Source organism: Rhizobium sp. P2_G2 (assembly GCF_056403555.1).
On the sequence record NZ_JBFUFF010000039.1, the window covers coordinates 26,571 to 53,209 of the forward strand.

Below are 26,639 nucleotides of genomic sequence, written 5' to 3' on the forward strand. Positions count from 1 at the left end.
ACGAGGCTGGAAGCCACTGCTTCCGGCCTCGTTTGGCTTGCAGACTTGGATCAGTGAAAATCGTTAGGAAACCGGTATTTTCTTGGGTTTCGGGGTGCAAGTCCCGCGCAAGATTATCCCCGTAGGGTCACATCAGTCATGAAGACGATAGTTCGGTCATGAAGACGGAGATCACCTATGCAGCCTATTCAGCTCTTTGAATTGGCGTCACGACAGGCGGAGTGGCTTCAAACCCGCCAGACAGTCGTATCCAGTAACATCGCCAATGCGAACACGCCGGCCTACAAGGCCAAGGACGTGGCGCCCTTCGACCAGGTACTGGACAACACGCAATTACCGATGGCGGCAACCAGCCCCATGCACTTCGTCGACTCGCCCGGCGACACCTATGTCGTCGAATCCGGTATCGACAAGGGTGCCACCTCGCAACTGTCAGGCAACTCGGTCGACCTGTCCGGCGAGTTGGAGAAGGAGGGCATGGTCAAGCGCGACTACGACCTCAACACCGGCATCGTCAAGGCATTCAACCAGATGATGCTCACGACCGTCAGGAAGGGTTGATCAAGATGATGGATCCATTGTCCGCATCGCTGAAAATCTCCTCTTCAGGTCTTTCGGCAGATTCCACGCGCCTGCGCATCGTTTCGGAAAACCTTGCCAATGCGCGCTCCACCGCCACCTCTCCCGGCGGCGATCCCTATCAGCGCAAGACGATCACCTTCTCTCAGGAGCTCGACCGCGCCAACGGCGTCACGACAGTCCAGGTCGACAAGATCGGCAAGGATACCACGCCCTTCATCCAGGAATATGATCCCGGCAATCCGGCGGCGGACGCCAAGGGCATGGTGAAATATCCGAATGTCAACGTGCTTGTCGAAATGGCCGACATGCGGGAAGCCAATCGTTCCTACGAAGCCAACCTGCAATCGATCCGCCAGGCGCGCGATCTGATCTCCTCGACCATCGATCTCCTGAGGTCCTCGTCATGATAGATGCCATTTCCCCGCTCTCAACTGCAGCTTCGCTGGCATCGCAGCTCAAAAGCACGAGCGACATCGAACTTACCAAGCCGGCCGCCGAGACCAGCGCGGTCCCCGGTGCCTCCTTCGCCGATTATATGAAAGACCTCGGCAATACCTTCGAGACCAACCTCAAGGACGCCGAGAAGAAATCCTCGGACGGCATCCTCGGCAAGGCAAGCGTCCGCGAAGTGGTCGAATCGGTGATGACGGCCAACCAGACACTGCAGACCGCCATGGCGTTCCGCGACAAGATCGTTTCGGCCTATCTTGACGTCGTCAAGATGCCAATCTGAGGTAAATCATGAGAGCCCTCGCCATCGCAGCCACCGGCATGAACGCCCAGCAGACCAATCTGGAAGTCATCGCCAACAACATCGCCAATATCAATACGACCGGCTACAAGCGCTCTCGCGCCGAATTTACCGATCTGCTCTATCAGACCGACCGCGCTCCCGGCGTGGCCAACGAGGCCAACCAGTCGACGGTGCCGGAAGGCGTCAATATCGGCCTCGGCGTCAAGCTCTCTGCGGTGCGCAACCTGCACACGGAAGGTGACCTGGTTCAGACCGGCAACCCGCTCGACCTCGCGCTCGTCGGCCGTGGTTTCTTCCAGATCCAGATGCCGGATGGCACGATCAAGTACACGCGCGACGGCGCTTTCAACAAGAACGAGAATGGCGAGCTGGTGACGATCGACGGCAACGCCGTGGTTCCGAACATCACCATTCCGGTAAACGCGACCGACGTCTCGATCAACAAGACGGGCCAGATCTATGCGACGGTCGGTACTGCCACGACGCCGACGCTGCTCGGCCAGTTGCAGATCGTCAACTTCGCCAACGAAGCTGGCCTGCAGGAACTGGGCGACAACATGTTCCAACAGACGGTGGCCTCGGGCGATCCGGTGGTCGGCGTGCCGAACGACCCATCCTTCGCCTATACCCAGCAGGGTTATCTCGAAGGTTCCAACGTCGATCCGGTCAAGGAAATCACCGAGTTGATCTCGGCGCAGCGCGCCTATGAAATGAACTCCAAGGTCATCACCACGGCCGATGAGATGGCTCAGACGGTCAGCAAAGGCATGACAACCTGAAAAGGCGGGCAAACATGACGTTTGGCTTGGCGCATATCAAAAATCTCGCAAGCAAGGCGGCTGGCCTGCTCCTGCCGCTGACGCTTGCACTTGCCATGGGAGCCACCGCGCAGGCGGTCGACCTCGGCAAGGCGGCCATTCCGCGCACGATCATCTATCCGGGGCAACTGATCGGCGCCGACCAGATCGAGGTCGTTGCGGTCACCAATCCGAATCTGATCGAGGGCTATGCCCGGTCGGCCGAAGAGGTCGACGGCATGATCACCACTCGCACGCTGCTGCCGGGCCGCACGATCATGATCTCCGCGTTGCGCAAGCCCTATACGGTCAGGCGCGGCGACAAGGCAGTGATGATCTTCGACAACGGCACCCTGCGCATCACGGCATCCGGCGTGCCGCTCGGCGACGGCAATATCGGTGACGTGATCCAGGTGCGCAACGCCGATTCCGGCGCCATTGTCAGCGGCACGGTGCTCGCCGACGGAACGATATTGGTGGCGCAGAAATGAAGCAGTTCGTCAAGCTCCTGGTCGCTGTCTTCGCTCTCGCCACGCTCTGGCCTGACTATGCCGACGCGATGGCGACGGCGCGCATCAAGGACGTTGCTTCGCTTCAGGCAGGGCGCGACAACCAGCTGATCGGCTACGGTCTCGTCGTCGGCCTGCAGGGCACCGGCGACAGCCTCAGGAACGCGCCGTTTACGGAACAGTCGCTCAGGGCGATGCTGCAGAATCTCGGCATCTCGACTCAGGGCGGCGACAACCGCACCAAGAACATCGCCGCTGTCATGGTCACCGCCTCGCTGCCACCCTTTGCCAGCCCCGGCAGCCGTATGGACGTTTCCGTCAGCTCTCTCGGCGACGCCACGTCGCTGCGCGGCGGTACGCTGGTCATGACCTCGCTCACCGGCGCCGATGGCCAGATCTATGCGGTGGCGCAGGGACCGATCATCGTTTCCGGTTTTTCGGCGACGGGTGACGCAGCCAAGCTTACCCAAGGTGTGACGACCGCCGGCCGTGTGCCGAACGGCGCCATCATCGAGCGGCCGCTGCCGTCGCGCTTCAAGGACTCGGCCAACCTGGTCCTGCAGCTGCGCAACCCGGATTTCTCCACCGCCGTGCGCATGACCGACGCCATCAACCAGTTTGCCAAGACGACCTATGGCGGCCCGATTGCCACCGTCAACGACAGCCAGGAAGTGGTGATCGAGAAGCCCAGGCAGGCGGACCTCGCACGCCTGATGGCGGAAGTCGAAAACCTCGTGATCGATACCGACACGCCGGCCAAGGTGGTGGTCAACGAGCGAACCGGAACCATCGTCATCGGCGCCGACGTGCGGATATCGGAAGTCGCGGTCAGTTACGGCACGCTCACGGTGCAGGTCAGCGAGAACCCGACAGTGGTGCAGCCGCTGCCTTTCTCCAACGGCCAGACGGCCGTGCAGCCGCAGACGGATATCGTCGCGCAGCAGGCCAACACCAAGGTGGCGATCCTCAAGGGCTCGGACCTCAAGACATTGGTTTCGGGGCTCAACAGCATCGGCGTGAAGCCTGACGGCATCATCGCCATCCTCCAGGGCATCAAATCGGCAGGCGCATTACAGGCGGAGCTCGTCTTGCAATGATGACATCAGGCACTCTCAAAACTCTGGCAATCCGCACTCTGGCGCTCGCGGGGCTCTGCCTCGCGGCCGCGCCGATCTCCGGCGCTCTCGCCGAGGACAAGTCCGGCGAGCCGAAGCCGGCGGTCAAAACGGCGCGCGAGGAGATCAAGACCTTCTGCAACAACATCGCCGACGCGGCCCGCGATCAGCGCTACCAGCTGCAGAAGGAAGAGCTGACCAAGCTCCAGTCCCAGGTCAATGACCGCATCGCCATTCTCGAAAAGCGCAAGACCGAATACGAGACCTGGCTCAACAAGCGCACCCAATTCCTCAAGGCGGCGAATGCTGGCCTGGTCGACATCTACAAGAAGATGCCGCCCGATGCCGCCGCCGCGCAAATGAACCTGCTCGATCCAAGCATCGTCTCGGCGATCATCGTCAAGCTCAAGCCTGCCCAGTCGAGCCTGATCCTGACCGAGATGGAGCCGAAGAAAGCCGCCATGGTGACCGCCATCATGTCGGCGATGCAGCAGCGCGACGACACGCCAAGGAATCCGTCATGAAATCAAAGATCGCCGCCCTGACGGTCCTGATCCCTCTCGCAGGCTGCAGTACGCAATCGGTCACCGAGCTCGGCCGTGCGCCCTCGATGAGTCCGGTTGGTACCGGCCTGCAATTCACCAAGACCAATTCCCTGGCGCTCTATCCGAAGCAGCCACAGGACACGGCGACCGGCTATTCGCTATGGAACGACAACAGGGCGGCGCTGTTCAAGGATGCGCGCGCGCTCAATGTCGGCGACATCCTGACGGTCACCATCAACATCGACGAGCAGGCGTCGTTCGACAACACGACCGACCGCAGCCGCTCCAGCACCTGGAGCCGCAAGTTCGGGTTGGACGGCGGCGACACCACCAACAACAAGCTCGGCCTCGATCTCAACATCAACAACGACGCGGAGACCTCGACCAAGGGTGACGGCTCGATCGATCGCAAGGAAAAGATCACGTTGCAGGTCGCCGTCGTCGTCACCGGCAAGATGGACAACGGCAATCTCCTGATCAGCGGCTCGCAGGAAGTGCGGGTCAATCAGGAACTGCGCGTGCTCAACATCGCCGGTATCGTCCGGCCGCTCGACGTCGACGCCAACAACAGGATTTCCTACGACAAGATCGCCGAAGCTCGCATCTCCTACGGCGGCCGCGGACGGCTCACGGAAGTTCAAAACCCACCGGTCGGGCAGCAGTTCCTCGATATTTTCTCGCCGATGTGATGCGGCGGGAAACTCTTGCAACAAGGCCCCCGGGGCACGGATGAACCATGGTTGACGCGATCGAAGGCCCCGAGCCCAAGAAGAAATCCGCGCTGTTGGTGACGATCGCCGCGGTCGCGGTCGTGACCGTCATTGCCGGTGCCGGCGGTTGGTTTCTTGGCCAGATGCTGTCACCGGTCGTCAACGTGCCGAAGAAGCTTGAGCCAGCTGCGGCTGAGGAGAAGAGCAAGAAGCCCGATGACGGCCTGCCGATGCTGAGCGCGGACGAGACCGGTGTCACCCAGCTTGAGCCGATCCTCACCAATCTCGCCTATCCGAGCGACAAATGGGTACGGCTCGACGTGGCACTGCTGTTCAAGGACAAGCCAGATCCGAAGCTTGCCGAGGCCATTCACCAGGACATCATGCTCTATCTGAGGACGGTGACGCTGCAGCAGATCGAGGGACCGCGCGGTTTCCAATATCTCAAGGAGGATCTGCAGGATCGTGCCGACCTGATCTCCGAGGGCAAGATTTCGAAGATTCTGTTCAGGACATTTGTGATCCAATGAGCCCGCGTGTCCTGAAATCGCTGTTGTTTTTGACTGTTCTCTGCCTAGCATGCAGCACCGGCGCCGCGCACGCGCAGACCACGACACCGGACATTCTCAACACGCCGATCAACGGCTCGGTGGCGAGCTGGATCATCCGCACCTTCGGCCTGCTGACGATCCTGTCGGTGGCGCCCGGCATCCTGGTGATGGTGACGAGTTTTCCCCGATTCATCATCGCCTTTTCGATCCTGCGCTCCGGCATGGGCCTGTCGACGACGCCGTCCAACATGATCCTGACAAGCCTCGCGCTGTTCATGACCTTCTTCGTCATGTCTCCGACGCTCGAGCGTGCCTGGACCACCGGCGCCCAGCCACTGCTCGCCTCCCAGATCGACGAAGGCGAAGCGATCCGGCGCATTTCCATTCCCTTCCGCGATTTCATGGCCGCCAACACGCGCGACAAGGATTTGAAACTCTTCGCCGACATTGCTGCCGAGCGCGGCCAGCCGGCCGTCACCAATGGTGCGCCTGATCTCCGCGTGCTCGTGCCCGCCTTCATGATCTCGGAAATCCGCCGGGGCTTCGAAATCGGCTTCCTGATCGTGCTGCCTTTCCTGGTCATCGACCTGATCGTGGCGACGATCACCATGGCCATGGGCATGATGATGCTGCCGCCGACATCGATCTCGCTGCCGTTCAAGGTTCTGTTCTTCGTCCTGATCGACGGCTGGAACCTTCTGGTTGGCAGCCTCGTCCGATCGTTCAACTGACACCCTAAATTGCATCGTTTTAAGCCGAATTTCCCAGGAAATTCGGATATTTGTCGTTTTTTAACCACATTAACCGGTGGCTAAACTGCAAAGCCCGAAATTAAGAGCTTGGCAAGCTCTGGCTCCGATATTGGCCCTCACACGACGATGAGGTCTGAAGCCGAAAGAGGGCGGACCTTTGGCATGATGCCGAAACGCCGTGCCGGTAAGTTTGTTCGAGTCCGGCATGTCCCTAGATTTGTAACTCGTAAAAAGGGACAACCCCCCAATGTCTAGCATCATCACTAACGTCTCCGCTCTGTCCGCCCTGAAGACGCTGCGTTCCATCGATGAACAGATGAACACGACGCAGAACCACATCTCGTCTGGTTATCGCGTCCAATCGGCGTCCGACAACGCCGCTTACTGGTCGATCGCCACCACGATGAAGTCCGACAAGGCTGCGATGGGCACCGTCCAGGACGCGCTCGGCCTCGCTTCCGCCAAGACGGACACGGCCTATACCGGCCTGAACTCGGCCATCGACGTGATGAACACGATCAAGACCAAGCTCGTTGCCGCCCGCGAACCGGGCGTGGACAAGACCAAGGTGAACGCCGAACTGACCGAACTGAAAAGCCAGCTGCAGTCGGTTTCGCAATCGGCTTCGTTCTCTGGCCAGAATTGGCTTTACAACGCCGACTCGACCGCCAACACCACCGTTGAAATGGTCGGCTCGTTCAACCGCTCCGACACGGGTGCCGTCTCGGTCGGCGTGCTCACATTCGACAGCGCCACCTCGACGCTGATCGACACCAACGACTCCTCGCTCGGTCTGCTGACCGCCGACCACTCCACGACGGTCGTTACCAGCACCGGTAACACCACCAACAGCTACTACCTGCTCAACGTCAGTGCCGCGACCGGCCCGAGCGGCACCGAAATCAAGCTGGATGCCTCGACCACCAACACGGACATCGACGGCATGATCTCCGCGGTCGACTCCATGCTCAGCTCGATGACGGACACCGCCGCCAATCTCGGTGCAGCCAACACCCGAATCGGCATGCAGAACGACTTCGTTTCCAACCTCATGGACACGATCGACAAGGGCGTTGGCCGCCTCGTTGATGCCGACATGAACGAGGAATCGACCAAGCTCAAGGCCCTGCAGACCCAGCAGCAGCTCGGCATCCAGGCGCTGTCGATCGCAAACTCCGACTCTCAGAACATCCTGCAGCTCTTCCGCTAATCGGAAACGCAGATCTGACAACTGGCCGCCCGGCAAACCGGGCGGCTTTATTTTTGGTTAAAATTCATCGCCAATTTTTCCTTAAAAAACATAGCTAACAAACGTGGTTAATAGCGTCTCACGCTTCAATGTTCCTTAACCATATGGGTGTTTATTGGAACTCAACGAACGTCGGGTTAGCCAAACAGAGACGCTAACAGGCATGATGCCCTTCCGCCGTTTGCCGGTACCAGTAGCCCGGAATGTCCCTTTCATTTTCCCGTACCAAGAGGGGCAGGACAGCAATGACGAGCATTATGACGAACACTTCCGCAATGGCGGCTCTCAGCACGTTGCGGACCATCAGCCAGAATATGGAAGATACCCAGGCCCATATTTCTTCTGGCTATCGGGTTGGCAAGGCTGCGGACAACGCAGCTTATTGGTCGATCGCCACGACCATGCGGTCGGACAACAAGGCGCTCTCCACCGTTCAGGACGCCCTCGGCCTCGGTGCCGCCAAGACCGACACGGCCTATACCGGTCTTAACTCCGCCATCGACGTGGTGTCAGAGATCAAGGCCAAGCTGGTGGCCGCTCGCGAACCGGGCGTCGACAAGGGCAAGGTGAACTCTGAACTGACCGAGCTCAAGAACCAGCTGTTCTCGATTTCGCAATCGGCTTCGTTCTCCGGCCAGAATTGGCTCTACAACGATGACTCGACCGCCAATACCACGGTCGAAATGGTCGGTTCGTTCAACCGCAAGTCAGACAACACCGTTTCCGTCGGTCTTCTGCAGTTCGATACCGCCACGTCGACCCTGGTTGACAAGTATGACTCGACCAAGGGCCTGCTGACCGCCGACACTTCGGTCGCCGTTGCCACCAGCACCGGCAACACGACGAACACTTACTACCTGCTCAATGTCGGTACCGGCGCATCCGTTTCCCCTGCTGGCACCGAGATCAAGCTCGACGCCACCACGACGTCCCAGGATATCGACGGCATGATTTCCGCAGTCGACGAAATGCTCATGAATATGACCAATTCTGCGTCGGTCATCGGTTCGACCAACATGCGCATCGAGCTGCAGAACAACTTCGTCGGAGATCTGATGAGCACGATCGACAAGGGTGTCGGTCGCCTCGTCGACGCCGACATGAACGAAGAGTCGACCAAGCTCAAGGCGTTGCAGACGCAGGAGCAGCTCGGCATCCAGTCGCTGTCGATCGCCAATTCCAACGCCGACAACATCCTCCAGCTCTTCCGTTAAGATTTCGAATCACTTTTCGGTCGAATGACGCCGGCGGCTGCCTTTGCAGCCGCCGGCGCTTTGCATTCGGGATGTGGAACGGTTCTAAATTAGAATATGCTGTAATGACGAGTATCGGTGCTGTCCCGCAAGGCATTGAAATAATTCGGTAAAACGGCGGCAGTCCGCTGCAACTTATCGGTTGGCTGAATCTTAAATATGAATTAAAAAATTCGCGACGCCCGTTAACCGTTGATTAACCATAAGTCTTTACATAAAATTAAAGAATGGCAGACGGGTCGTCCAGGGCAAGAGCGGCGACCGAGAGCATGATGCGCTTCTGCCGTTGCCGGTATCAAGTTCCGGAATGTCCGCGAAACTCCAGGTAGGGCAAAATCAATGGCCAGCATGATGACCAACACCGCCGCCATGGCGGCGCTGCAAACTCTTCGTGACATTAACAGCAAAATGGAAACCACGCAGCAGCGTATTTCCTCGGGCTACCGGGTCGAAACCGCGTCGGACAATGCTGCATATTGGTCCATCGCCACGACGATGCGTTCCGACAACAAGGCGCTGTCGACGGTGCAGGACGCACTCGGCCTCGGCGCTGCCAAGACCGACACCGCCTATACCGGTCTCAATTCCGCGATCGACGTCGTCAGCGAGATCAAGGCCAAGCTCGTAGCCGCACGCGAACCCGGGGTCGACAAGAATAAAATCAATGAAGAGTTGAAAGAGCTCAAGAGTCAGTTGCAGTCCATTTCGGAATCTGCTTCATTCTCCGGCGAGAACTGGCTGTTCAACGACACCACCACGCCTCCGGGCACCGTCGAAATGGTCGGCTCCTTCAATCGTGCTTCGGACGGCACCGTGTCGGTCGAGACGCTCAAATTCGATACGTCGACCTCGACGCTGATCGACAAGGACGACGCCCAGGAGGGCATTCTCACCGCGGCGGTGAGCGTCTCCCAGGGGGATCCGAACTCGACGTCGACCATTCAGGCGAGCTACTTCCTGCTTGATGCCACATCGACGACGCCCGCCAGCGGCACGGAAATCAAACTCGACACCACCACCGCGCCAGAAAATCTCGACGGCATGATCTCCGCTGTCGACAAGATGCTGAGTACATTGACCGACTCGGCAGCAACGCTGGGTTCCATCAATTCGCGCATCACCGCGCAGAATAATTTCGTCTCGACGCTGATGGACGTGATCGACAAGGGTATCGGCCGACTGGTCGACGCCGACATGAACGAGGAATCGACCAAGTTGAAGGCTTTGCAAACGCAGCAGCAACTCGGCATCCAGTCACTGTCGATCGCCAATTCGAACGCCGAAAACATCCTCGCGCTCTTCAAGTAAGAGCGCGTCAAGGCGACCGCCTGGCCGGACATGGCTCCGGCGGTGAGGTGACCAGGCGCGGCCGTCGTTCCGTGGGGGGAAGGGGCCGTCGCCACAAAGCCCTGAAAATATTCAGGTTCCGCCGCGCTGCCGGTCATCGGCGCGGTTTCGGAAAGTTGGGTCGCGTTATTGCCCTGACGCGGCCCAACGCATTCATTTTCGCGCAAGATTGCGCCACTAGCCTTTTGCCCGTGCGGCGACATGTTCGATTTGGTCGATGCGCCATCGTTCCCCTCCAGTCCCGGCGGCTTAGCAATGAATGCCATGTTGACGAAATACCTAAAGGATTTCAGCGCGCCTGCTCCGGCCGCGCCGGTCGGCAACGATTTTCTCAGCGCGCTTTCCGGGGCACCCATGCCTGATCTGGATTTCGTTTCCGAGCCGAAGATCGATGTCGAAGCCGAACGGCGCGAGGCACATCAGGAAGGTTATGACGAAGCGGAGGCCTATTTCCAGGCCAAGCACGAGGAAGACCTTGAACTGCTGAAGGGTGCGCATGCGTTGCAGCTCCAGGGACTGGCGGACGCGCATGAAAGCGAGACGATCTGGATGATCCATACCCGTTTTCACGAGATGACCCAGATGATCTCGCAGACGCTTTCTGAACAGGCATTTCAGGTGCTGTTGCCGGTCATGGAAGAGCAGGTGGCGCGCAAGGCAATCGGGCAACTGGCCGATCTCGTTCGCCAGGCGCTGGCCGAAAGCGCTGTCGCGACGGTCGTCGTGCGCGGGCCCGAGCGGCTTTATGCCCGGCTGAAGCCGCTCCTGGACATTGACGGCATCGAGAGCCGCTTCATCGAGAACAGCTCGGCCGACATCTCTGTCGAGATCAACGACACCGTGCTCCTGACCCGATTGGCAAATTGGGCGCAGGCGCTTTCTGAGGTGACCGGATGAGTGAAGCCGAAAGCCATCACCACGGCAAAAATGAAATCATCGTCGTCAAGCGGCATGGTGGCAAGCACGACGGCCATCACGGTGGCGCCTGGAAGATCGCTTACGCGGACTTCATGACCGCCATGATGGCCTTCTTCCTGATCATGTGGCTGGTCAATGCCGCCAATGAGGAGACGAAGGCCGCCGTCGCGAGCTATTTCAACCCGATCAAGCTCACCGATCCGCAGCCTGCCTCGAAGGGGCTGAAGAAGCCGGCCAAGGACGCCCAAGGCGAGAACGACCAGGACAAGTCGAAGTCGAAGGGCAAGGAAAGCACACCCGGCGAGCAGGCCGACGAGGGCAAGGACAAGAAGTCGACCGCCGGCCAGGAAGTGAAATATTCCGACGCCGACTATTTCGAGAACCCCTATGCCGTGATCGCCGAGATCGCCCAGCAGACCGACACCCAGGCCAATGTCAGCGACAAGGGCGAGGGGGGCCAGAAAGATGCCGGTCCGGCGACCGGTGCGGAGGGCGGCAAGGCCTATCGCGACCCGTTCGACCCGGATTTCTGGACCCAGCAGGTCGAAGTTTCCAGCACGAACGCAGCCGATCAGTCCGACAAGCCGGCTGAGATCTCCGGCCTTCCTGGCGACGGCGCGATCGAGAACGCCCAGAAAACCGACTCTGCCTTCACCGGCCAGGCCGACAAGGGCAACAAGTCCAACAAGGGCGACAAGGTAAAGGGCAATCTGAGCCCCGGCGAAGGCCTGACCGACAAGAACGGCATGACCGATGCCGACAAGAACGGCAAGTCCGACAAGGACAAGAATGGCAAGACCACGGTCACCGAGAACGGCAAGACCAAGCTCACCGAGAATGGCCAGACCGACAAGGACAAGAACGGCAAGACGGATGCGGAGAAGCTCGCAGAATCGACGCAACTCGCAAAACAGCTCGAGACCCAGCTGCGGAAGGACCTGAAGGGCAAGATCGGCTATCTGGCAGAGGGCCTGGTGGTCACCCCGTCCGAAGGTGGGGTGCTGATCAGCATCTCCGACCAAGTCAAGACGCCGATGTTCCAGGTGGGCTCGGCCGTCCCGACCAAGGAAACGGTGACTGCCATTGCCGAGATCGGCAGGCTGCTCAAGAGCCGTCAGGGCCAGATCGCCATTCGCGGACATACGGATTCGCGCCCCTACAAGACCAATGGCTATGACAATTGGCGGCTTTCGGCCGATCGTGCGCAGAGCGCCTATTTCATCCTCAAGATGGGTGGCGTTGCGGAAAACCGGATTTCCCAGATCACCGGCTTTGCCGATCACCGGCTGAAGCTTCCCGGCAAGCCGCTGGACGCCAGCAATCGACGTATCGAAATTCTGCTGCAGGCGAATGGCTGATGGCAAACGCGGGACGTCTCGCCAGGGTCGGTCTGCTGCTTGCCTTGGGCGTTAGTTTGCCCATGACTACGCATGCGGCTGGCGACGACAAGGATGCAGTGCCGCCTTATAAGATGGTCAGAGCCCTGCAGGACGTGCAGGATTCCGTCATTTCCGGCAATCTCGACGATATCGATATGCAGCGCTTCCTGCTCGAAGAGGTCGACAAGCGGCTGCGCTCGGCCGATCCGAGCGTCTTCGATGATCCCCGCAATGTCGACGCAGCGCTGATCTATGCGATGAGCGGCGGCAATCCGGCGACACTCGACCTTTTGGCCGAGCGCGACGTTGCCGGCAATTTCGATATCCGCGTCACCAGCGTGCTGCGCCGTTATCTCAGCGGCCAAGGCGAAGCTGTTTTGCGGCAGCTCAAGGAAATCGTGCCCGAATACCGCTATTCAGAGATCGGACCCTATCTTGAGTTGATCGGTGCGAACGCTCTGATGGAAAAGGACGAAGCGACAGCGCTTAAATATTTCGACTGGGCGCGGCTTGCCGAACCCGGCACGATCGTCGAGGAGGCGGCGCTGCGCCGGGCTCTGATGATCACCTCGCGCAAGGGCGATACCGCCAAGGCGCTGCCCTATGCCCGACGCTACGCGCGGCGGTTCATGACCTCTCCCTATGCGTCGCAGTTTGCTGATGTCTTCGTCCAGCTGGTGCTGGACCACCAGGATGCGCTGCCGCCATCTGAAATCAGCGAGGTGCTGTCACTGGTCGAGCGTCGGCGCCAGCGGGAGATTTATCTCAGGCTCGCGCGGCGTGCGGCGATCTTCGCCGACAAGAAACTTGCCGACTTCGCGGCCGATGCCGCCCGCAAGCTGTCGCTGCCTGGCGACGGCTCGCAACTGGCGCTCGCCGATCTCTATTCCGGCCTGGTCAATATTCCCGGCGACAATATCGCCGAAGTTCTCGACAAGCTGGATTCGCTGGCCGACAAGGACCTGTCCCCGAAGGATCGCTTCCTCAGGGATGCGGCGCAGATCGTCGCGCAGGACGTCATGGGGCCGCCAAGCGAAGAAAGCCTGACACAAGTGAAGCGGGATATGGTCGACAAGGAGTACAGGGACATGATGTCCCAACGTGTCCTGGACGCCGGGAAGACCGCTTCCACGACACCAGCCGCGGTGACACCCACCGGCCACGACAGCCCTGTCGACGGGAAGGCGGGAACTCGCAAGCAAGCCTTGGATGATCAGATCGGCAAGTCGCAGGATTTTGTCGGGCTGAGCCGCGCCAAGCTCAATGATATCGATGCACTGTTGAACAGTGAAAGCAATTAAGATGATCGATCTTTCCGCACTTGGTCTTGTCGCAGCCCAGGCGTCCCATCACGGCAAGCAGAACAGCGGGCATGGCCACGGCCACGCCGACGATGCCAAGAGTTTCGACGATCTCATCAGCGCCGCAGGCAAGAAGACCGGTCAAAAGAGTGCCGGCAAGCATGCCAATGACGACCCTGCCGACGATGAGAAATCACTGGTCAATCCCAAATTTCCGAAGATCGATCTCAGAACAGCCATTGCCGATGCATCCACAGCAACCGGCAAGGACGCTGCCGACGACGCGGCGGGACAGCAACAAGGCCGGATAAGCCTCTCGGGCGATCTGCAGCAACTGTTGAAGGGCAAGGCTGAAAACCAGACGGCAGACCAGGATGATGCCGTCGACCTCGCGGATGATGCCGCCGACCTCGCAGACGAGGCGGACGACAAGACGGCAAATGCTGCGAGGAACAACACGAAGCCGGCGGCTTCGAACAAAGCTGTCATATCGAACGCAAAGGCTCATTCCGATCCTGCGCAGGAATTGCGCGCCATGCTCGAGCCGGCGCAGACTGTTGCGGGCGACGACAATGTCGAGGACAGCGCGGATGTAAAGTCTGTCCGCAAGGACAAGGCCGACGGCCAGGCGGACGATGCAAAGGACGCAAGCGCCACGGACCTCAAGACGGAACTATCGACCGACGCGAACGTGGAAGTCTCCAGGGCCGATACTGCTGTTGTCGTCCAGATGGCGCCGCATCAGGCTGCGGCGATGCAGAATGTTGGCACCAACAACTCGGATGACAGCGAAACAACGCAGTCCGACGACACGCCCAAGATCCAGACGGTTCTGCTGGATGACAAGGTGCGGACTTCCGACGTCGAACTCTCTGAGGACAAGGACTCCGTCAGCACGAAAAGTACAAGCGGCGACAGGCCGGATTTCGTCACGGTGCTTGAAGCGCGTCGTTATCTCGGCTTCTCGAACGACGCTTCGACAAGCTCCAATGCCAATGCGCTGAGCGATGCCATCAAATCCGACCCGTCGCTGACACAGCTTCTCCAGGACGCGAAGGCGGGTGGCGTGCAGCACGCGACCGCCACCGAGGTCAATACGCTCAAGCTGCAGATGAGCCCCGAGCATCTCGGCAACATGACGGCATCGCTGCGGCTCAAGGGCGACGAGCTCTCGGTGGAGGTTCGGGTCGAAACCGCGGATGCTTATCGCCAGCTCTCCCAGGATCACGATGGCCTCGTCAAGGCCTTGAAGGAGCACGGTTTCTCGATCGACCAGGTGTCGATCCAACTGGCGCCTTCAACGCGCGCCGACAGCGGTCAGACGGGTGGCAACCAGAGCCAGTCCGGTAACGGCCAGCAGAGCCTGCAGGACGGCAGCCAGGGTGACACGGCGCGCCAGCGCGACGACAGCGCGCGGCGCAACGCCAACCAGAACAATTGGACGGGCAATGAGCGGACGGCATCTCTCGGCGACACTGGCAACAGCACTGACGATACCCGCTCTGGCAATCTCTATCTCTGACGCCCGGGCGTCGACCGGGATCTGCGAACGTGAAATCTCGGCGGCCGCGGAAAAATACCAGGTTCCCGAAGGCATCCTCTACTCGGTCGGACTGACGGAGACCGGCAAGAAAGGATCGCTGCAGCCCTGGTCTCTCAACGTCGAAGGCAAGGCCTATTTTGCCGGTTCGGAACAGGAGGCAGAGCAGATTTTCGATGAAGCCTCACGCGAAGGCGCCATCCTGATCGACCTCGGCTGCATGCAGATCAATCATCATTACCATGGGGAGCAATTCGCCGGTGTTGCCGAAATGCTAGACCCGAAGAAGAACGTCGAATACGCCGCGAAATTCCTTGCAGCGCTGCATGCGAAGCATGTTACATGGACGATGGCGGTGGCCCGATATCATGCCGGGCCTGACAATGATCCTGCCCAGAAACAGTATGTCTGCAGGGTGATTTCAAACCTTGTGGCGACGGGTTATGGCAAGTGGACGCCCGCGGCATATATTTTCTGCAACAACTGAAAATTGCACAAATCCACCCCGACTCGTCATGGATTCTTTGTGGCGAGATTGCGGACGCGTCCTGCGAGTCAAGGGGGGTATTTTCGCGCGTTAACCATGTGTTAACTTTTGGTTCTATAAAATAGTGCCGTCCCTATGTGGTGACTACTATATCTAGGTCAAATCGCCCCAAATTCTTAATCAACTGTTAATTTCCACCTACAATTATATGTAGTTTACGCTGAGTCCAGGGATTCGTACTCATAAGTCGTTGAAACACTACACTGATTCGGAGGCGGACGATGATAGTGGTGGTAGACGAGCGTAGGCTCGTAAAGGACGGTTATACCTCACTTTTTTGCAGAGAGGGCGTGCCCTCCACCGGGTTCGATCCCGGTGAATTCGGCGAGTGGGTAAATACTGCGGCGGACACGGATATCGAGGCCGTGGAAGCCTTTTTGATTGGGCAATCCGAATTCTCATTGGATCTCCCGAAAGCGATCAGGGACAGAAGCCAGGCGCCGGTTATTGCGGTCTCTGATTCGCCCTCTCTCGAAATGACACTTGCATTCTTTGATTGTGGTGTCGACGACGTGGTGCGCAAACCTGTGCACCCGCGTGAAATCCTGGCGCGGGCGGCGGCAATTCGCCGGCGCCACAAGACGGCCAATAACTATACGGATATCGGCGCGGTCCGGGTGTTCTCGGACGGTCGCGATCCTGAAATTAGTGGCGAGGTCTTCCCACTCCCGCGGCGGGAGCGGCGAATCCTCGAATATTTGGTCTCCAACCGTGGCCGGCGTGTCTCCAAGACGCAGATCTTCAATGCGATCTACGGCATCTTCGATGAAGATGTGGAGGAGAACGTCGTGGAAAGCCACATCAGCAAGCTGCGCAAGAAGCTGCGGAAGCGTCTGGGTTTCGACCCGATCGATTCCAAGCGCTTCCTCGGTTACTGCATCGATTGGCAGTGACCCCTGGGACGTGCCCGCATGAGGACGGGCGCGGCTCCCTCAGTGGATATCTGTCGGGTCGCAACGTTCACGCAAGGCACGTCCTCTAGTCTGTAAATAATACGGAAACGAGGATCCGACATGAGCCTTTACGGTATGATGACCACCGGCGCGTCGGGCATGAATGCCCAGGCGAGCCGTTTGAGCACGGTGTCTGACAACATCGCGAATGCGAGCACAACAGGGTACAAGTCGGCTTCGACCGAATTCTCGTCCCTGTTGCTGCCTTCGATCAGCGGCAATTACAATTCGGGCTCGGTGAACACCGATGTCCGCTACTCGATCGATCAGCAGGGCGCGCTGACCTACACCTCGTCCTCGACGGACATGGCCATCAGCGGCAACGGTTTCTTCGTCGTAGAGGATCCCAGCGGCACACCCTATCTGACGCGTGCCGGCTCCTTCGTGCCGAACGCATCAGGCCAGCTCGTCAATGCGGCCGGCTATACGCTGATGGGCTATCCCTACACATCGAGCGATCCGACTCCGGTGGTCAATGGATATAACGGCCTCGTTCCGATTTCGGTTGGCGCTACTTCGCTGAAGGCGACGGTATCCACGGCTGCCACGTTCTCGGCCAATGTGGATTCTACCGCCACTGCCGTCGATACCTCCGTCAATGACTTGCCTAGTTCCAACGCTTCCGCAAGTAATCCGATTGCCTATACGAGCAAAAGCTCGCTCAAGGCTTATGATTCGCTCGGCAACGAAGTGCTGCTCGACATCTATTTTACCAAGACAGCGGACAGTCCACCCTCTTGGGAAGCGTCTGTTTTCAATCAGGCCGATGCCGATTCCTCCACCGGAGGGTTCCCCTACACGGATAGCACTGGTGCCTTGGACAGCCCGCTGGCCACCGATACGCTCGTCTTCGATCCGGGCACAGGCAAACTAGACGATGGCACGACCACCACGGGTAGCGGCACAGCGTCCCCGACGAGTCTTACGATCGCCTCTGGCGGCATCACGAACATGGGTGCTTTCACCATTGACTTCTCGAACATGACGCAGCTGAACTACCAGTTCTCGGTTCAGGATGCCTCTGTCGACGGCAACGGCGCCAGCGAAATCGACAAGGTCCAGATTTCCAAGGACGGCATCGTCTCGGCGCAATATGCAAACGGCGACCTGCTGCCGATCTATCGCGTCGGCATGGCCAATGTCGAAAGCCCCGACAACATGAACGTCATCTCCGGCAACGTCTACTCACCGAGCACGGATTCTGGCGTTGTGGTTCTCGGCTTTGCGGGAAGCAACGGTTTCGGCGACATCGTTTCCGGTGCGCTTGAAAGCTCGAATGTCGACCTCGCCGGCGAGTTGACGACGATGATCTCGTCGCAGCGCACCTACACCGCGAACTCCAAGGTATTCCAGACCGGTTCCGACCTGCTGGATGTCCTCGTCAATCTGAAGCGGTAGTAATTTAAGCAAAGGGACGTCCAATGTCGCTGACGGCCGCGCTCAACACTGCGGGATCGATCTTTTCCAATACCGGCTTGCAAAGCTCGGCCGTGGCGACAAATATCGCCAATGCATCCAACCAGGACTATTCGCGTCGCTCCGGCACGCTGACGATCGACTCTTCGGGTGCACAGAAACTTGTGATCGATCGGGCCTACGACAATGGCCTGATCAAGCAGACAATGCTCGCCACCGCCGATTCTTCGGCCCAGACGACGTTGGAAGACAGGCTGGAGCGCATCCGTTCGCTTCTCGGCGGCAACGACTATGAGACGTCGCCGTCGACCTATATCGCGACCCTGCGCGACAACCTGCAAGCCTATGCCACCAAGCCGAACGAGTCGACGCTGGCATCGACTGTGGTTTCGAGCGCGCAGGATGTGTCCAACTCGCTCAACAACATCTCGTCGGAAATCCAGTCGATGCGCGGCGACGTCGACACGGAGATCGGCACCCAGGTCGAGCAATTGACCGGCCTGCTCAAGCAGTTCGACGATGTCAACGCCACGATCAAGGTTGGCACGGCAACCGGCAAGGACATCAATAACGAACTGGATATGCGGGATCGCTTCGTCAAGCAGATCTCGCAGATCGTCGGCATTCGCGCTGTGACGCGCGGCGACAACGACATGATGCTTTATACCAGCGACGGCGCCATGCTCGACGACGGCGGGGCGCGCAAGATCCTGTTCACGCCGACCGCAGCCTTCGACGCCAACACGACCGGCAATCCCGTCATCATCGACGGCGTGCCGGTGACCGCCGGGCAGGACGGCAATACGACCGCCAAGGGCAGCCTGCAGGCGCTGTTGCAGATACGCGACTCGGTGATCCCGACCTACCAGTCACAGCTTGACGAAACGGCGCGCGGGCTGATCACCATGTTCGCTCAGGTTGACCAGACGTCGTCGGGCGTCGATCCGATCCCTGGCCTCTTCACCTATTCCGGTTACGCGGCCGGCGATACGCTGCCGGCGGCCGGCACCGTGGTGCCCGGCCTGTCGGCCGAGATCAAGGTCAACGACAGCCTGGTCAAGAGCCTCGGTGGCGAGCCGACCGCGCTCAGAGACGGCGGCTATGATGTCGACGGGTTAGGCATTGCATCGACGGATTATGACGGCAACCAGAACAATGACGCCGGCTATTCCGGCATGCTTGACGGCTATGTGCAGGGTTTCGAGGCGGATCAGCCCTTCGATGAAGCGACGTTGCTCGATGCCAGCGCCACCATCGGCGACTATGCCACCGGCTCGGTCGGATGGCTGGAGCAGATGATTTCGGAGAGTTCTGCCGCCAAGGACAACAAGACCGCGCAGCTGACACGCGTCTCGGATGCGCTTTCCAACACGACGGGCGTCAGCCTGGACGAGGAAATGTCGAAAATGCTCGACCTCGAGCAAAGTTACAAGGCGTCGAGTAAACTCGTCACCGCCATCGACCAGATGATGCAGTCGCTGCTCGCTGCCATAGGAGCGTGATAGATGAAGACCTCATTCATATCCAGCCTTGCCGTCAGCAACTCGATGCGCACGACGATCAACCAGGTGCAGAACGAGCTGGTGGATGCGCAGAAGGAAGTCGTCAGCGGCCGCTACAACAATATCGGCGAAGTGCTGGGCGGCTCAACCTCGCGCGCGCTCAACCTGCACCGCGACGTCAATATGATGAGCAATCTGATGTCGACCAATTCGGTCGTCACGCAGCGCCTGTCATCGACGCAGGGTGCGTTGGAAACGATCGCCAATGCCGCCCAGACCGGCCTCAACACGCTCGTGGCGCTCTCCGGCTCGGATGACAATACGCAGTTGACCACCGCCAGTTCGACGATGAAGGACGTGCTCGATCAGTTCACCGACGCGGCCAACACGTCGGTCAACGGCGAATATGTGCTCTCGGGCGTCAACACCGATGTCAAGCCGCTGGGCAACTATTCGGCGGACGACACCGGCGCCAAGACGGCGTTCGACAATGCATTCCTCGGTTATTTCGGGTTTGCGCAGACAGACCCTGCCGCGGCAAACATCGACCCGACGCAGATGCAGGGCTTTCTCACCACTGTCGTCGAGCCGATGTTCACCGACCCGACGTCATCGAACTACGCCTGGAACACGAACTGGTCGCAATCTTCAGACGACCCGATGACCAGCCGCATCTCGAAGACCGAGGTCGTGCAGACGTCGTCGTCCGCCAACAATGACGGATTCAAGAATATGGCCATGGCGGCGGTCGTCAGCATTGAATTGCTGCATCTGCCGTTCGGCGCCCAAACGCGCCAGGTCGTCAGTGACGCTGCCATCGGCTATATGGGCAAGGCGATCAACGGCATCGACGAAGAGCGGACCCAACTCGGCCTTTCGGAGAACCGGGTGTCGCTCGCCAACACTACGCTGCAGGCGCAGGTCGACATCGTCAAGATCAATCTCGACAGCCTCGAAGGCGTGGATGTCTATGCGGCCTCGACCAAGATCACCGCGCTGACCAACCAGATGGAAATTTCTTACAATCTGACGGCGCGGCTCTCTCAATTGAGCCTCGTCAACGACCTCTGATCGGAGAGGCGACGGGTTAACCCGTTGTATTCCGATAATAATATCGAACTGGGACGAAACACAGAAAACAATGAAGCGTAAGCTTGGGTTCAGGCAAAGCGGATACGCTTCAAAGAATGACCGGAATAAGAGGGACTGAATGTACCAGTTTTCCTATGCAGAGATCATGGCGGATGATGTCGCCGACTCGCGGGAGCGTGAAAAGCAGGTCCTGGACCGCGCCATCGTCCTCCTGCGATCTGCAACGAGCGCCGGGCGCGATTCGCGGGAGGCGGTCGAAGCGCTCTATTATACGCGCCGTGTATGGGTCGCGTTCATCGACGATCTCAGGAACGACGAGAACCAGCTGCCGCTGAATCTGAGAGCCGACCTGATTTCCATCGGGATCTGGATTCTCAAGGAAATCGACCGGATCCGGCTCAGGGAATCCCATAACTTCAAAGGTATCGCTGATATCATAACCATCATCAGGGATGGATTGAAATGAAGAGCACTTTGCGCATATCGCTTAAATCGGGCGAGCGGATTTTCATCAACGGGGCTGTCCTGCGGGTGGATCGCAAAGTCGCCGTCGAATTTCTGAATGACGTTACCTTCCTGCTGGAGAACCACGTCCTGCAGCCGGAAAATGCGACAACGCCGCTGAAGCAGCTCTATTTCATCGTCCAGATGATGCTGATCAATCCGGAAGGCGCCGAACAGTCACGGCTGATGTTCCGCAAGTCGATCGTCATGCTGCTCGCGAGCTTCCAGAACGAGGAAATCCTCGCCGAGCTCAAGCGCATCGATGCGATCGTCACCTCCGGCCGGCCGTTCGACGCACTGAAGGCGATCCGGGCGCTTTATCCGATCGAAGAAAAAATCCTGTCTGCCCAGGAAATCACCCCGGCAGTCCGCGAACATATCCGCAGGGAGATTGCCCCATGGCAGTAGACAGCGTTACCGGTGTCACCACGAACACCACCAACACGACGAGCAGCACCAGCAATACCAGCACCTCCACGGCCGCTTCCGATGGCAAGGATGCGACCCTGAACTACAACAGCTTCCTGCAACTGCTCGTGGCGCAGATGAAGAACCAGGATCCCACCGATCCTGTCGATGCAACGCAGCAGATGGCTCAGCTCGCCTCGTTCTCCAACGTCGAGCAGTCGATCAAGACCAATACGCATCTCGAAGATCTGATCTCGCAGACCTCACTCAGTCAGGCCACGGAGATGATCGGCAAGACGATCACCAGTGCCGATGGCAAGACGACCGGCGTGGTCGCCTCGGTGGACATCAAATCGGACGGCTCGACGGCGACCACCACAGACGGTAAGACTATTGCCATCGAGACCGGAATCAAGATCGCGGCGACCGATACATCCAGCACGTCCAAGTGATTTTTGGATTGCCTGAGTTGGAGCTATCCCGGAGGATGATCCTCGGGGCACTATTTGAAGCGAGGAAACCTCGATGAATGAGGCAGATGCACTCGATATGGTCCAGGCGGCGATCTGGACCGTGCTGGTCGCGTCGGGACCGGCCGTGCTTGCGGCGATGATCGTTGGCGTGGTCGTGGCTCTCCTGCAGGCGCTGACCCAGGTCCAGGAAATCACGCTGACTTTCGTGCCGAAAATCCTTGCGGTTTTCGCCGCAGTCGCGATCTCGGCTCCGTTCATCGGTTCGCAGATTTCCATTTTCACCAACATGATCTTCTCCCGCGTTCAGAGCGGATTCTGACCTGTCATCGGTTCAGGTAAAGGTGCGGATGCCGGCGATCGTGGCGGCTAGGTCTGCCTGCCGCGAAAAGCCGGTCTTGGCAAAAATGCTCTTCAGATGCGCCCGCACCGTCTCTACGGAAATTCCGAACTCCACAGCGATCATGCTTGGCTCCTTGCCCGTGGCGATCTCGCGCGCGACCCTTGCTTCCATGACCGTCAGGTCGAAAAGGCCGCGGATGATCTCGCTCGGCGCCAGGTTGGCTTTGGCGACTGGGGTGACGACCATGAACAGTGCTGCCCGTGAAAACAGGTCGCGTGCGGCGCCTCGCACCGGCAGCAGATGAACGATCGCCGCCTCCGAGACCGCGGTCCGGGGAAGCGCGAGCGATCGGCTGACCTGCCCCGTGTCGGCACTGCCGCTTCGCATCTCCTCGAGACAGGACTGCAGCACGGTATTCGCCGCCACATTGGCGAGCGTCAGCCTGTCGCGAGCACCGACGAGCATCTGCTCCGATAGCGCCGAAAACAGGTCATTGCAGTCGATCACCTCGCCTTGGGCGGTGATCGCGGCCGACGGCAGGCCTGTCATCTGCATGGCCTGATTGGCGCCGCGGATGCGTTCGAATTCCAGCCGCGAGGCCAGCATGGCCGAACGGGCCAGATGCGGGCGCAGGCCGGTGAGCGCATCGACCTCCTGGCGGCTGAACGGGCCGTTGCTGCGCGCCCGTTCGACGGAGAGGATCAGCGTGTCGCCATTGGGGATCTTGATATGGGTTGCAGCGGCATATCCGAGACCCATCGGCCAGAGGAAATCACGGTAAAGCCAGTCTTCGCGCATCGCCTCTTCGCTGAAATGGTCGATGTCGGAATGGAATTGCGCATCGGGAAGCGTCAGCAACAGCTGGCTGCGGGCGTTGATATTCCCCCATTTCGGCGCCTGCTCCATCAGCTCGCCGAGCGTGTCGGAGGCGATGGAACGGTGCTTTACATCGCTCGACCCGTGCAGCAGCGTGCCGACCGCACCGGTCTGCCGTGCCATGTCGTCGAGCACATCCTTCCACAGCTCTGGTCTGAAGGCGGCTTCGTAGATTTGATCGAGGAATTTTTGCGAAAACATCGGGTGATCTCCGCAAAAAATATAGTCGAGCGGCAGGCAATGTCAAAGCGGTTGTAGACGCGACCAGCTGAAATGACCGCGCCGGTGCCATCCCGCCCCATCTCGTCAACGTACCCCTCGCGCAAGCTTCGGCCGATAGCATGGCAGGGCTAGCAATACGGCTCATGATGAGGCGGGTATTTTATGGCGGATGTAACGTCACTTGCAGTTCCCAAAATTGCGTCCAAGGGGCGCGATATCGGCTTTGCCGTCGGTATCGTCGTCATCCTGGCGACGTTGTTCCTGCCGATACCACCGTTTCTCATCGACCTGGGCCTCGCGTTTTCGATTTCATTCTCCGTGCTCATCCTCATGGTGGCGCTGTGGATTCAGAAGCCGCTCGATTTCTCGTCCTTCCCGACCATCCTGCTGATCGCGACCATGACGCGACTGTCGCTCAATATCGCGACGACGCGCGTCATTCTCAGCCACGGCAATGAAGGCCACGAGGCGGCCGGCCATGTGATCGCCGGCTTCGCCGGCCTGGTCATGTCCGGTGACTTCGTCATCGGTCTTATCGTCTTCCTGATCCTGGTGGTGGTGAACTTCATCGTCATCACCAAGGGCGCGACGCGTATCGCCGAAGTCGGCGCGCGTTTCACCTTGGACGCCATTCCCGGCAAGCAGATGTCGATCGATGCCGACCTTTCGGCCGGCATGATCAACGAATCGGAAGCCCGTCGCCGGCGCAAGGAACTGGAGGACGAAAGCTCCTTCTTCGGCGCCATGGACGGTGCYTCGAAATTCGTKCGCGGCGAYGCCRTCGCCGGCCTGCTGATCACCGCGATCAACATCTTCGGCGGCATCATCATCGGCTATTTCCGCCATGGCATGCAGATCGGCGAAGCGGCCGATGTGTTCGTCAAGCTTTCGGTCGGTGACGGCCTGGTCTCGCAGATCCCGGCGCTGATCATCTCTCTCGCCGCCGGCCTGCTCGTTTCGCGCGGCGGCCAGACGGGCTCGACCGACAAGGCGGTTATCGATCAGCTTGGCGGCTATCCGCGCGCGCTCGGCATGGCCTCGGCGCTGGTGCTGATTTTGGCGCTGGTACCGGGCCTGCCCTTCATTCCTTTCGTTACCCTCGGCGGCATCATGGCCTTCGGCAGCTGGGTCATTCCGCGCCGCGTGGAGGCGGAGAACCAGGCCAAGCGCCAGGCCGAGGAGCAGAAGAAGGCTTCCGAGGTCAAGGCCGAGGACAAGGACTCCGTCAAGCAGGCGCTGAAGACGCCGGAGATCGAGCTGGCGCTCGGCAAGCAGGTCTCGACCCGCCTGCTCGGTGCCCACCAGGAGCTCGCCTTCCGCGTCGGCAAGATGCGCAAGAAATTCGCCAGCCAGTACGGTTTCGTCGTGCCGGAAATCAAGGTCTCGGACGAGCTCGGCATTCCCGACAAGTCCTACCATATCCGCATCCACGGCACGACGGTGGCCTCGAACCTGCTCCGCGTCGGCGAAGTGCTTGTTATCACCGGCGGCGGCCGCAAGCCCTCCGTTCCGGGTGACGATGTCCGCGAGCCCGCTTTCGGCATGCCAGCCTATTCGGTGCTCGAAACCTTCACCGAAGAACTCAAGCGCGAAGGCTTCCACCCGATCGACAATGTCTCGGTCGTGCTCACGCATTTGTCGGAAGTCATCCGCAACAACCTGCCGCAGCTTCTCTCCTACAAGGACGTCAAGATCCTCATCGATCGTCTCGACCCCGAATACAAGAAGCTCGCCGACGAGATCTGCACGACGCATATGTCCTATTCCGGCCTTCAGGCCGTATTGAAGCTGCTGCTGGCCGAGCGCGTCTCGATCCGCAACCTGCATCTCATCCTCGAAGCGGTGGCCGAACTGGCGCCGCATGTGCGCAAGACCGAGCAGATCGTCGAACATGTGCGTGTGCGCATGTCGCAGCAGATCTGCGGCGATCTCTCCGACAACGGTTTGTTGCGCGTGCTGCGGCTCGGCAACAAGTGGGACATGATCTTCCACCAGGCGATCAAGCGCGACGCCAAGGGCGAAATCGTCGAATTCGACATCGACCCGCGCCACCTGGAAGAATTCTCCGACCAGGCAACCAAGGTGGTGCGCGAATATCTCGACCGGGGCCTGCCTTTCGTGCTCGTCACGTCGCCGGAAACGCGTTCCTATGTGCGGATGATCATCGAGCGATTGTTCGCGACGCTGCCGGTTCTGTCGCATGTCGAACTCGCCAAAGGCATCGAAATCAAGATCCTCGGGACGATTTCATGATCCAGGATCCAGAGTCCCTGGTCCTGGCATTGTTCCTGGCTTTCTGCCGCGTCGCCGGATGCCTGATGGTCGTCCCGGGTTTCTCGACGGCGCGGGTGCCGGTGACGGTCCGGCTGTTCGTCGCCATGACCGTGTCTCTGGCACTGTTGCCGCTGATGTGGGATTCGATCTATCCGAAGGTTCATGCCTCGACGCCGATCTATATCCTGACCATTTTCCATGAAATCTTCATCGGTACGGTGCTGGGGTTGATCACGCGCTTCTATGCGCTCGGTCTGCAGTTCCTCGGCACTGTCATTACCCAAATGATCGGCCTCAATACCCCGCCGGCCGGCGACATCCTCGAAGACACGGCAGAAGGCCAGCTCACCAATCTCATCACCTTCGGCGGGCTGATGGTGTTGTTCATGCTGGATTTCCATCACCAGCTTTTCCTGGCGCTGGCGCAATCCTACAAAATCTGGCCGGTCAACGACGCTTTCGATGCGCAAAAGGCGCTGGTGTCGCTGGTCGATACGCTGGCCGCGACATTCACGGTGATGCTCCGGCTGGCCAGCCCCTTCATCCTGTTCAACGTGCTGTTTAACATGGCGATCGGCTTCATCAACAAGCTCGCCCCCGTGGTTCCCGTCTATTTCATCTCCACGCCGTATCAGGTCGTGGGTGGCGTGCTTCTGCTCTATTTCGGCATCGTATCGATGCTAACGCTGTTTGGCGACGCCTTCAGCCAGATTTTCAAATGAGGAATTGA

Annotated in this window: 29 protein-coding genes; 28 read left to right on the plus strand and 1 reads right to left on the minus strand. The window is 59.3% G+C overall.

The genetic code is table 11. The features are described 5' to 3' along the window. Positions 1-177: 177 nt before the first annotated feature. From flgB to fliQ, 26 genes are all read left to right on the plus strand, one after another. On the plus strand, positions 178-561 hold the full coding sequence (gene flgB / locus AC1D06_RS23935; protein WP_477988295.1) for a flagellar basal body rod protein FlgB: 384 nt from the start codon (positions 178-180) through the stop codon (positions 559-561). An 8-nt stretch (positions 562-569) separates the two neighbouring features. After that, a complete protein-coding gene (gene flgC / locus AC1D06_RS23940) occupies positions 570-989 on the plus strand; it encodes a flagellar basal body rod protein FlgC (RefSeq protein ID WP_477877626.1) in 420 nt (139 codons plus the stop codon). Continuing rightward, complete coding sequence (gene fliE / locus AC1D06_RS23945; RefSeq protein WP_477988297.1) at positions 986-1,315, plus strand: flagellar hook-basal body complex protein FliE; 330 nt, start codon at positions 986-988, stop codon at positions 1,313-1,315. Before flgC ends, fliE begins: the two co-directional genes overlap by 4 nt. A gap of 8 nt (positions 1,316-1,323) precedes the next feature. Beyond that, on the plus strand, positions 1,324-2,115 hold the full coding sequence (gene flgG / locus AC1D06_RS23950; RefSeq protein WP_477877603.1) for a flagellar basal-body rod protein FlgG: 792 nt from the start codon (positions 1,324-1,326) through the stop codon (positions 2,113-2,115). Positions 2,116-2,129: 14 nt separating this feature from the next. Then, positions 2,130-2,624, plus strand: coding sequence for a flagellar basal body P-ring formation chaperone FlgA (gene flgA / locus AC1D06_RS23955; RefSeq protein ID WP_477877604.1), 495 nt, complete (start codon positions 2,130-2,132; stop codon positions 2,622-2,624). Then, positions 2,621-3,739, plus strand: coding sequence for a flagellar basal body P-ring protein FlgI (locus AC1D06_RS23960; RefSeq protein WP_477877605.1), 1,119 nt, complete (start codon positions 2,621-2,623; stop codon positions 3,737-3,739). Before flgA ends, AC1D06_RS23960 begins: the two co-directional genes overlap by 4 nt. Then, entirely contained in the window at positions 3,739-4,281 is a 543-nt protein-coding gene (locus AC1D06_RS23965) for a MotE family protein (protein ID WP_477988299.1), read from the plus strand. The genes AC1D06_RS23960 and AC1D06_RS23965 overlap by 1 nt, the downstream gene beginning before the upstream one ends. Next, a complete protein-coding gene (gene flgH, locus AC1D06_RS23970; RefSeq protein ID WP_477877607.1) occupies positions 4,278-4,991 on the plus strand; it encodes a flagellar basal body L-ring protein FlgH in 714 nt (237 codons plus the stop codon). The genes AC1D06_RS23965 and flgH overlap by 4 nt, the downstream gene beginning before the upstream one ends. A 47-nt stretch (positions 4,992-5,038) precedes the next feature. Beyond that, positions 5,039-5,542: a flagellar basal body-associated FliL family protein gene (locus AC1D06_RS23975; protein WP_477877608.1), complete on the plus strand. Its 504-nt coding sequence runs from the start codon at positions 5,039-5,041 to the stop codon at positions 5,540-5,542. Continuing rightward, positions 5,539-6,294 (plus strand): flagellar type III secretion system pore protein FliP, encoded by a 756-nt coding sequence (gene fliP, locus AC1D06_RS23980; protein WP_477877609.1) that lies wholly within the window; start codon positions 5,539-5,541, stop codon positions 6,292-6,294. The genes AC1D06_RS23975 and fliP overlap by 4 nt, the downstream gene beginning before the upstream one ends. A 268-nt stretch (positions 6,295-6,562) precedes the next feature. Beyond that, complete coding sequence (locus AC1D06_RS23985; RefSeq protein WP_477877610.1) at positions 6,563-7,525, plus strand: flagellin N-terminal helical domain-containing protein; 963 nt, start codon at positions 6,563-6,565, stop codon at positions 7,523-7,525. A gap of 284 nt (positions 7,526-7,809) precedes the next feature. Further along, positions 7,810-8,778, plus strand: a complete 969-nt coding sequence (locus tag AC1D06_RS23990; RefSeq protein ID WP_477877611.1) for a flagellin N-terminal helical domain-containing protein — start codon at positions 7,810-7,812, stop codon at positions 8,776-8,778. Positions 8,779-9,156: 378 nt separating this feature from the next. Further along, positions 9,157-10,125 (plus strand): flagellin N-terminal helical domain-containing protein, encoded by a 969-nt coding sequence (locus AC1D06_RS23995; protein WP_477877612.1) that lies wholly within the window; start codon positions 9,157-9,159, stop codon positions 10,123-10,125. Positions 10,126-10,431: 306 nt separating this feature from the next. Beyond that, positions 10,432-11,061 (plus strand): hypothetical protein, encoded by a 630-nt coding sequence (locus AC1D06_RS24000; RefSeq protein WP_477988301.1) that lies wholly within the window; start codon positions 10,432-10,434, stop codon positions 11,059-11,061. Continuing rightward, positions 11,058-12,440: a MotB family protein gene (locus AC1D06_RS24005; RefSeq protein WP_477988303.1), complete on the plus strand. Its 1,383-nt coding sequence runs from the start codon at positions 11,058-11,060 to the stop codon at positions 12,438-12,440. Before AC1D06_RS24000 ends, AC1D06_RS24005 begins: the two co-directional genes overlap by 4 nt. Next, on the plus strand, positions 12,440-13,762 hold the full coding sequence (locus tag AC1D06_RS24010) for a chemotaxis protein (RefSeq protein ID WP_477988304.1): 1,323 nt from the start codon (positions 12,440-12,442) through the stop codon (positions 13,760-13,762). Before AC1D06_RS24005 ends, AC1D06_RS24010 begins: the two co-directional genes overlap by 1 nt. 1 nt (position 13,763) lies before the next feature. Beyond that, positions 13,764-15,284 carry a flagellar hook-length control protein FliK gene (locus AC1D06_RS24015; protein WP_477988305.1) on the plus strand — a complete coding sequence of 507 codons (1,521 nt, stop codon included), beginning with the start codon at positions 13,764-13,766 and terminating at the stop codon, positions 15,282-15,284. Beyond that, positions 15,211-15,789, plus strand: coding sequence for a transglycosylase SLT domain-containing protein (locus AC1D06_RS24020; RefSeq protein ID WP_477884025.1), 579 nt, complete (start codon positions 15,211-15,213; stop codon positions 15,787-15,789). The genes AC1D06_RS24015 and AC1D06_RS24020 overlap by 74 nt, the downstream gene beginning before the upstream one ends. Positions 15,790-16,070: 281 nt before the next feature. Beyond that, on the plus strand, positions 16,071-16,742 hold the full coding sequence (locus tag AC1D06_RS24025) for a response regulator transcription factor (RefSeq protein WP_477884023.1): 672 nt from the start codon (positions 16,071-16,073) through the stop codon (positions 16,740-16,742). Between the two features lie 120 nt (positions 16,743-16,862). Continuing rightward, positions 16,863-18,200 (plus strand): flagellar hook protein FlgE, encoded by a 1,338-nt coding sequence (locus AC1D06_RS24030; RefSeq protein WP_477988307.1) that lies wholly within the window; start codon positions 16,863-16,865, stop codon positions 18,198-18,200. 23 nt (positions 18,201-18,223) lie between these two features. Further along, positions 18,224-19,720, plus strand: coding sequence for a flagellar hook-associated protein FlgK (gene flgK / locus AC1D06_RS24035; RefSeq protein ID WP_477988309.1), 1,497 nt, complete (start codon positions 18,224-18,226; stop codon positions 19,718-19,720). 3 nt (positions 19,721-19,723) lie between these two features. Then, on the plus strand, positions 19,724-20,791 hold the full coding sequence (locus AC1D06_RS24040) for a flagellar hook-associated family protein (protein WP_477988311.1): 1,068 nt from the start codon (positions 19,724-19,726) through the stop codon (positions 20,789-20,791). Positions 20,792-20,930: 139 nt separating this feature from the next. Beyond that, positions 20,931-21,278 (plus strand): flagellar biosynthesis regulator FlaF, encoded by a 348-nt coding sequence (gene flaF, locus AC1D06_RS24045; protein WP_477884017.1) that lies wholly within the window; start codon positions 20,931-20,933, stop codon positions 21,276-21,278. Further along, entirely contained in the window at positions 21,275-21,724 is a 450-nt protein-coding gene (gene flbT / locus AC1D06_RS24050; RefSeq protein ID WP_477988313.1) for a flagellar biosynthesis repressor FlbT, read from the plus strand. The genes flaF and flbT overlap by 4 nt, the downstream gene beginning before the upstream one ends. Beyond that, entirely contained in the window at positions 21,715-22,176 is a 462-nt protein-coding gene (flgD, locus tag AC1D06_RS24055) for a flagellar hook assembly protein FlgD (protein ID WP_477988315.1), read from the plus strand. Before flbT ends, flgD begins: the two co-directional genes overlap by 10 nt. A gap of 73 nt (positions 22,177-22,249) precedes the next feature. Next, on the plus strand, positions 22,250-22,516 hold the full coding sequence (gene fliQ, locus AC1D06_RS24060) for a flagellar biosynthesis protein FliQ (protein WP_477884014.1): 267 nt from the start codon (positions 22,250-22,252) through the stop codon (positions 22,514-22,516). Between the two features lie 12 nt (positions 22,517-22,528). Here fliQ and AC1D06_RS24065 read toward each other — a convergent pair whose 3' ends face one another. Continuing rightward, on the minus strand, positions 22,529-23,614 hold the full coding sequence (locus tag AC1D06_RS24065; protein WP_477988317.1) for a helix-turn-helix transcriptional regulator: 1,086 nt from the start codon (positions 23,612-23,614) through the stop codon (positions 22,529-22,531). 183 nt (positions 23,615-23,797) lie between these two features. Between AC1D06_RS24065 and flhA the strand changes: the two genes are divergently transcribed. Continuing rightward, positions 23,798-25,888 (plus strand): flagellar biosynthesis protein FlhA, encoded by a 2,091-nt coding sequence (gene flhA, locus AC1D06_RS24070; RefSeq protein ID WP_477988319.1) that lies wholly within the window; start codon positions 23,798-23,800, stop codon positions 25,886-25,888. After that, a complete protein-coding gene (gene fliR, locus AC1D06_RS24075) occupies positions 25,885-26,631 on the plus strand; it encodes a flagellar biosynthetic protein FliR (protein WP_477988321.1) in 747 nt (248 codons plus the stop codon). The genes flhA and fliR overlap by 4 nt, the downstream gene beginning before the upstream one ends. Positions 26,632-26,639 lie beyond the last annotated feature (8 nt).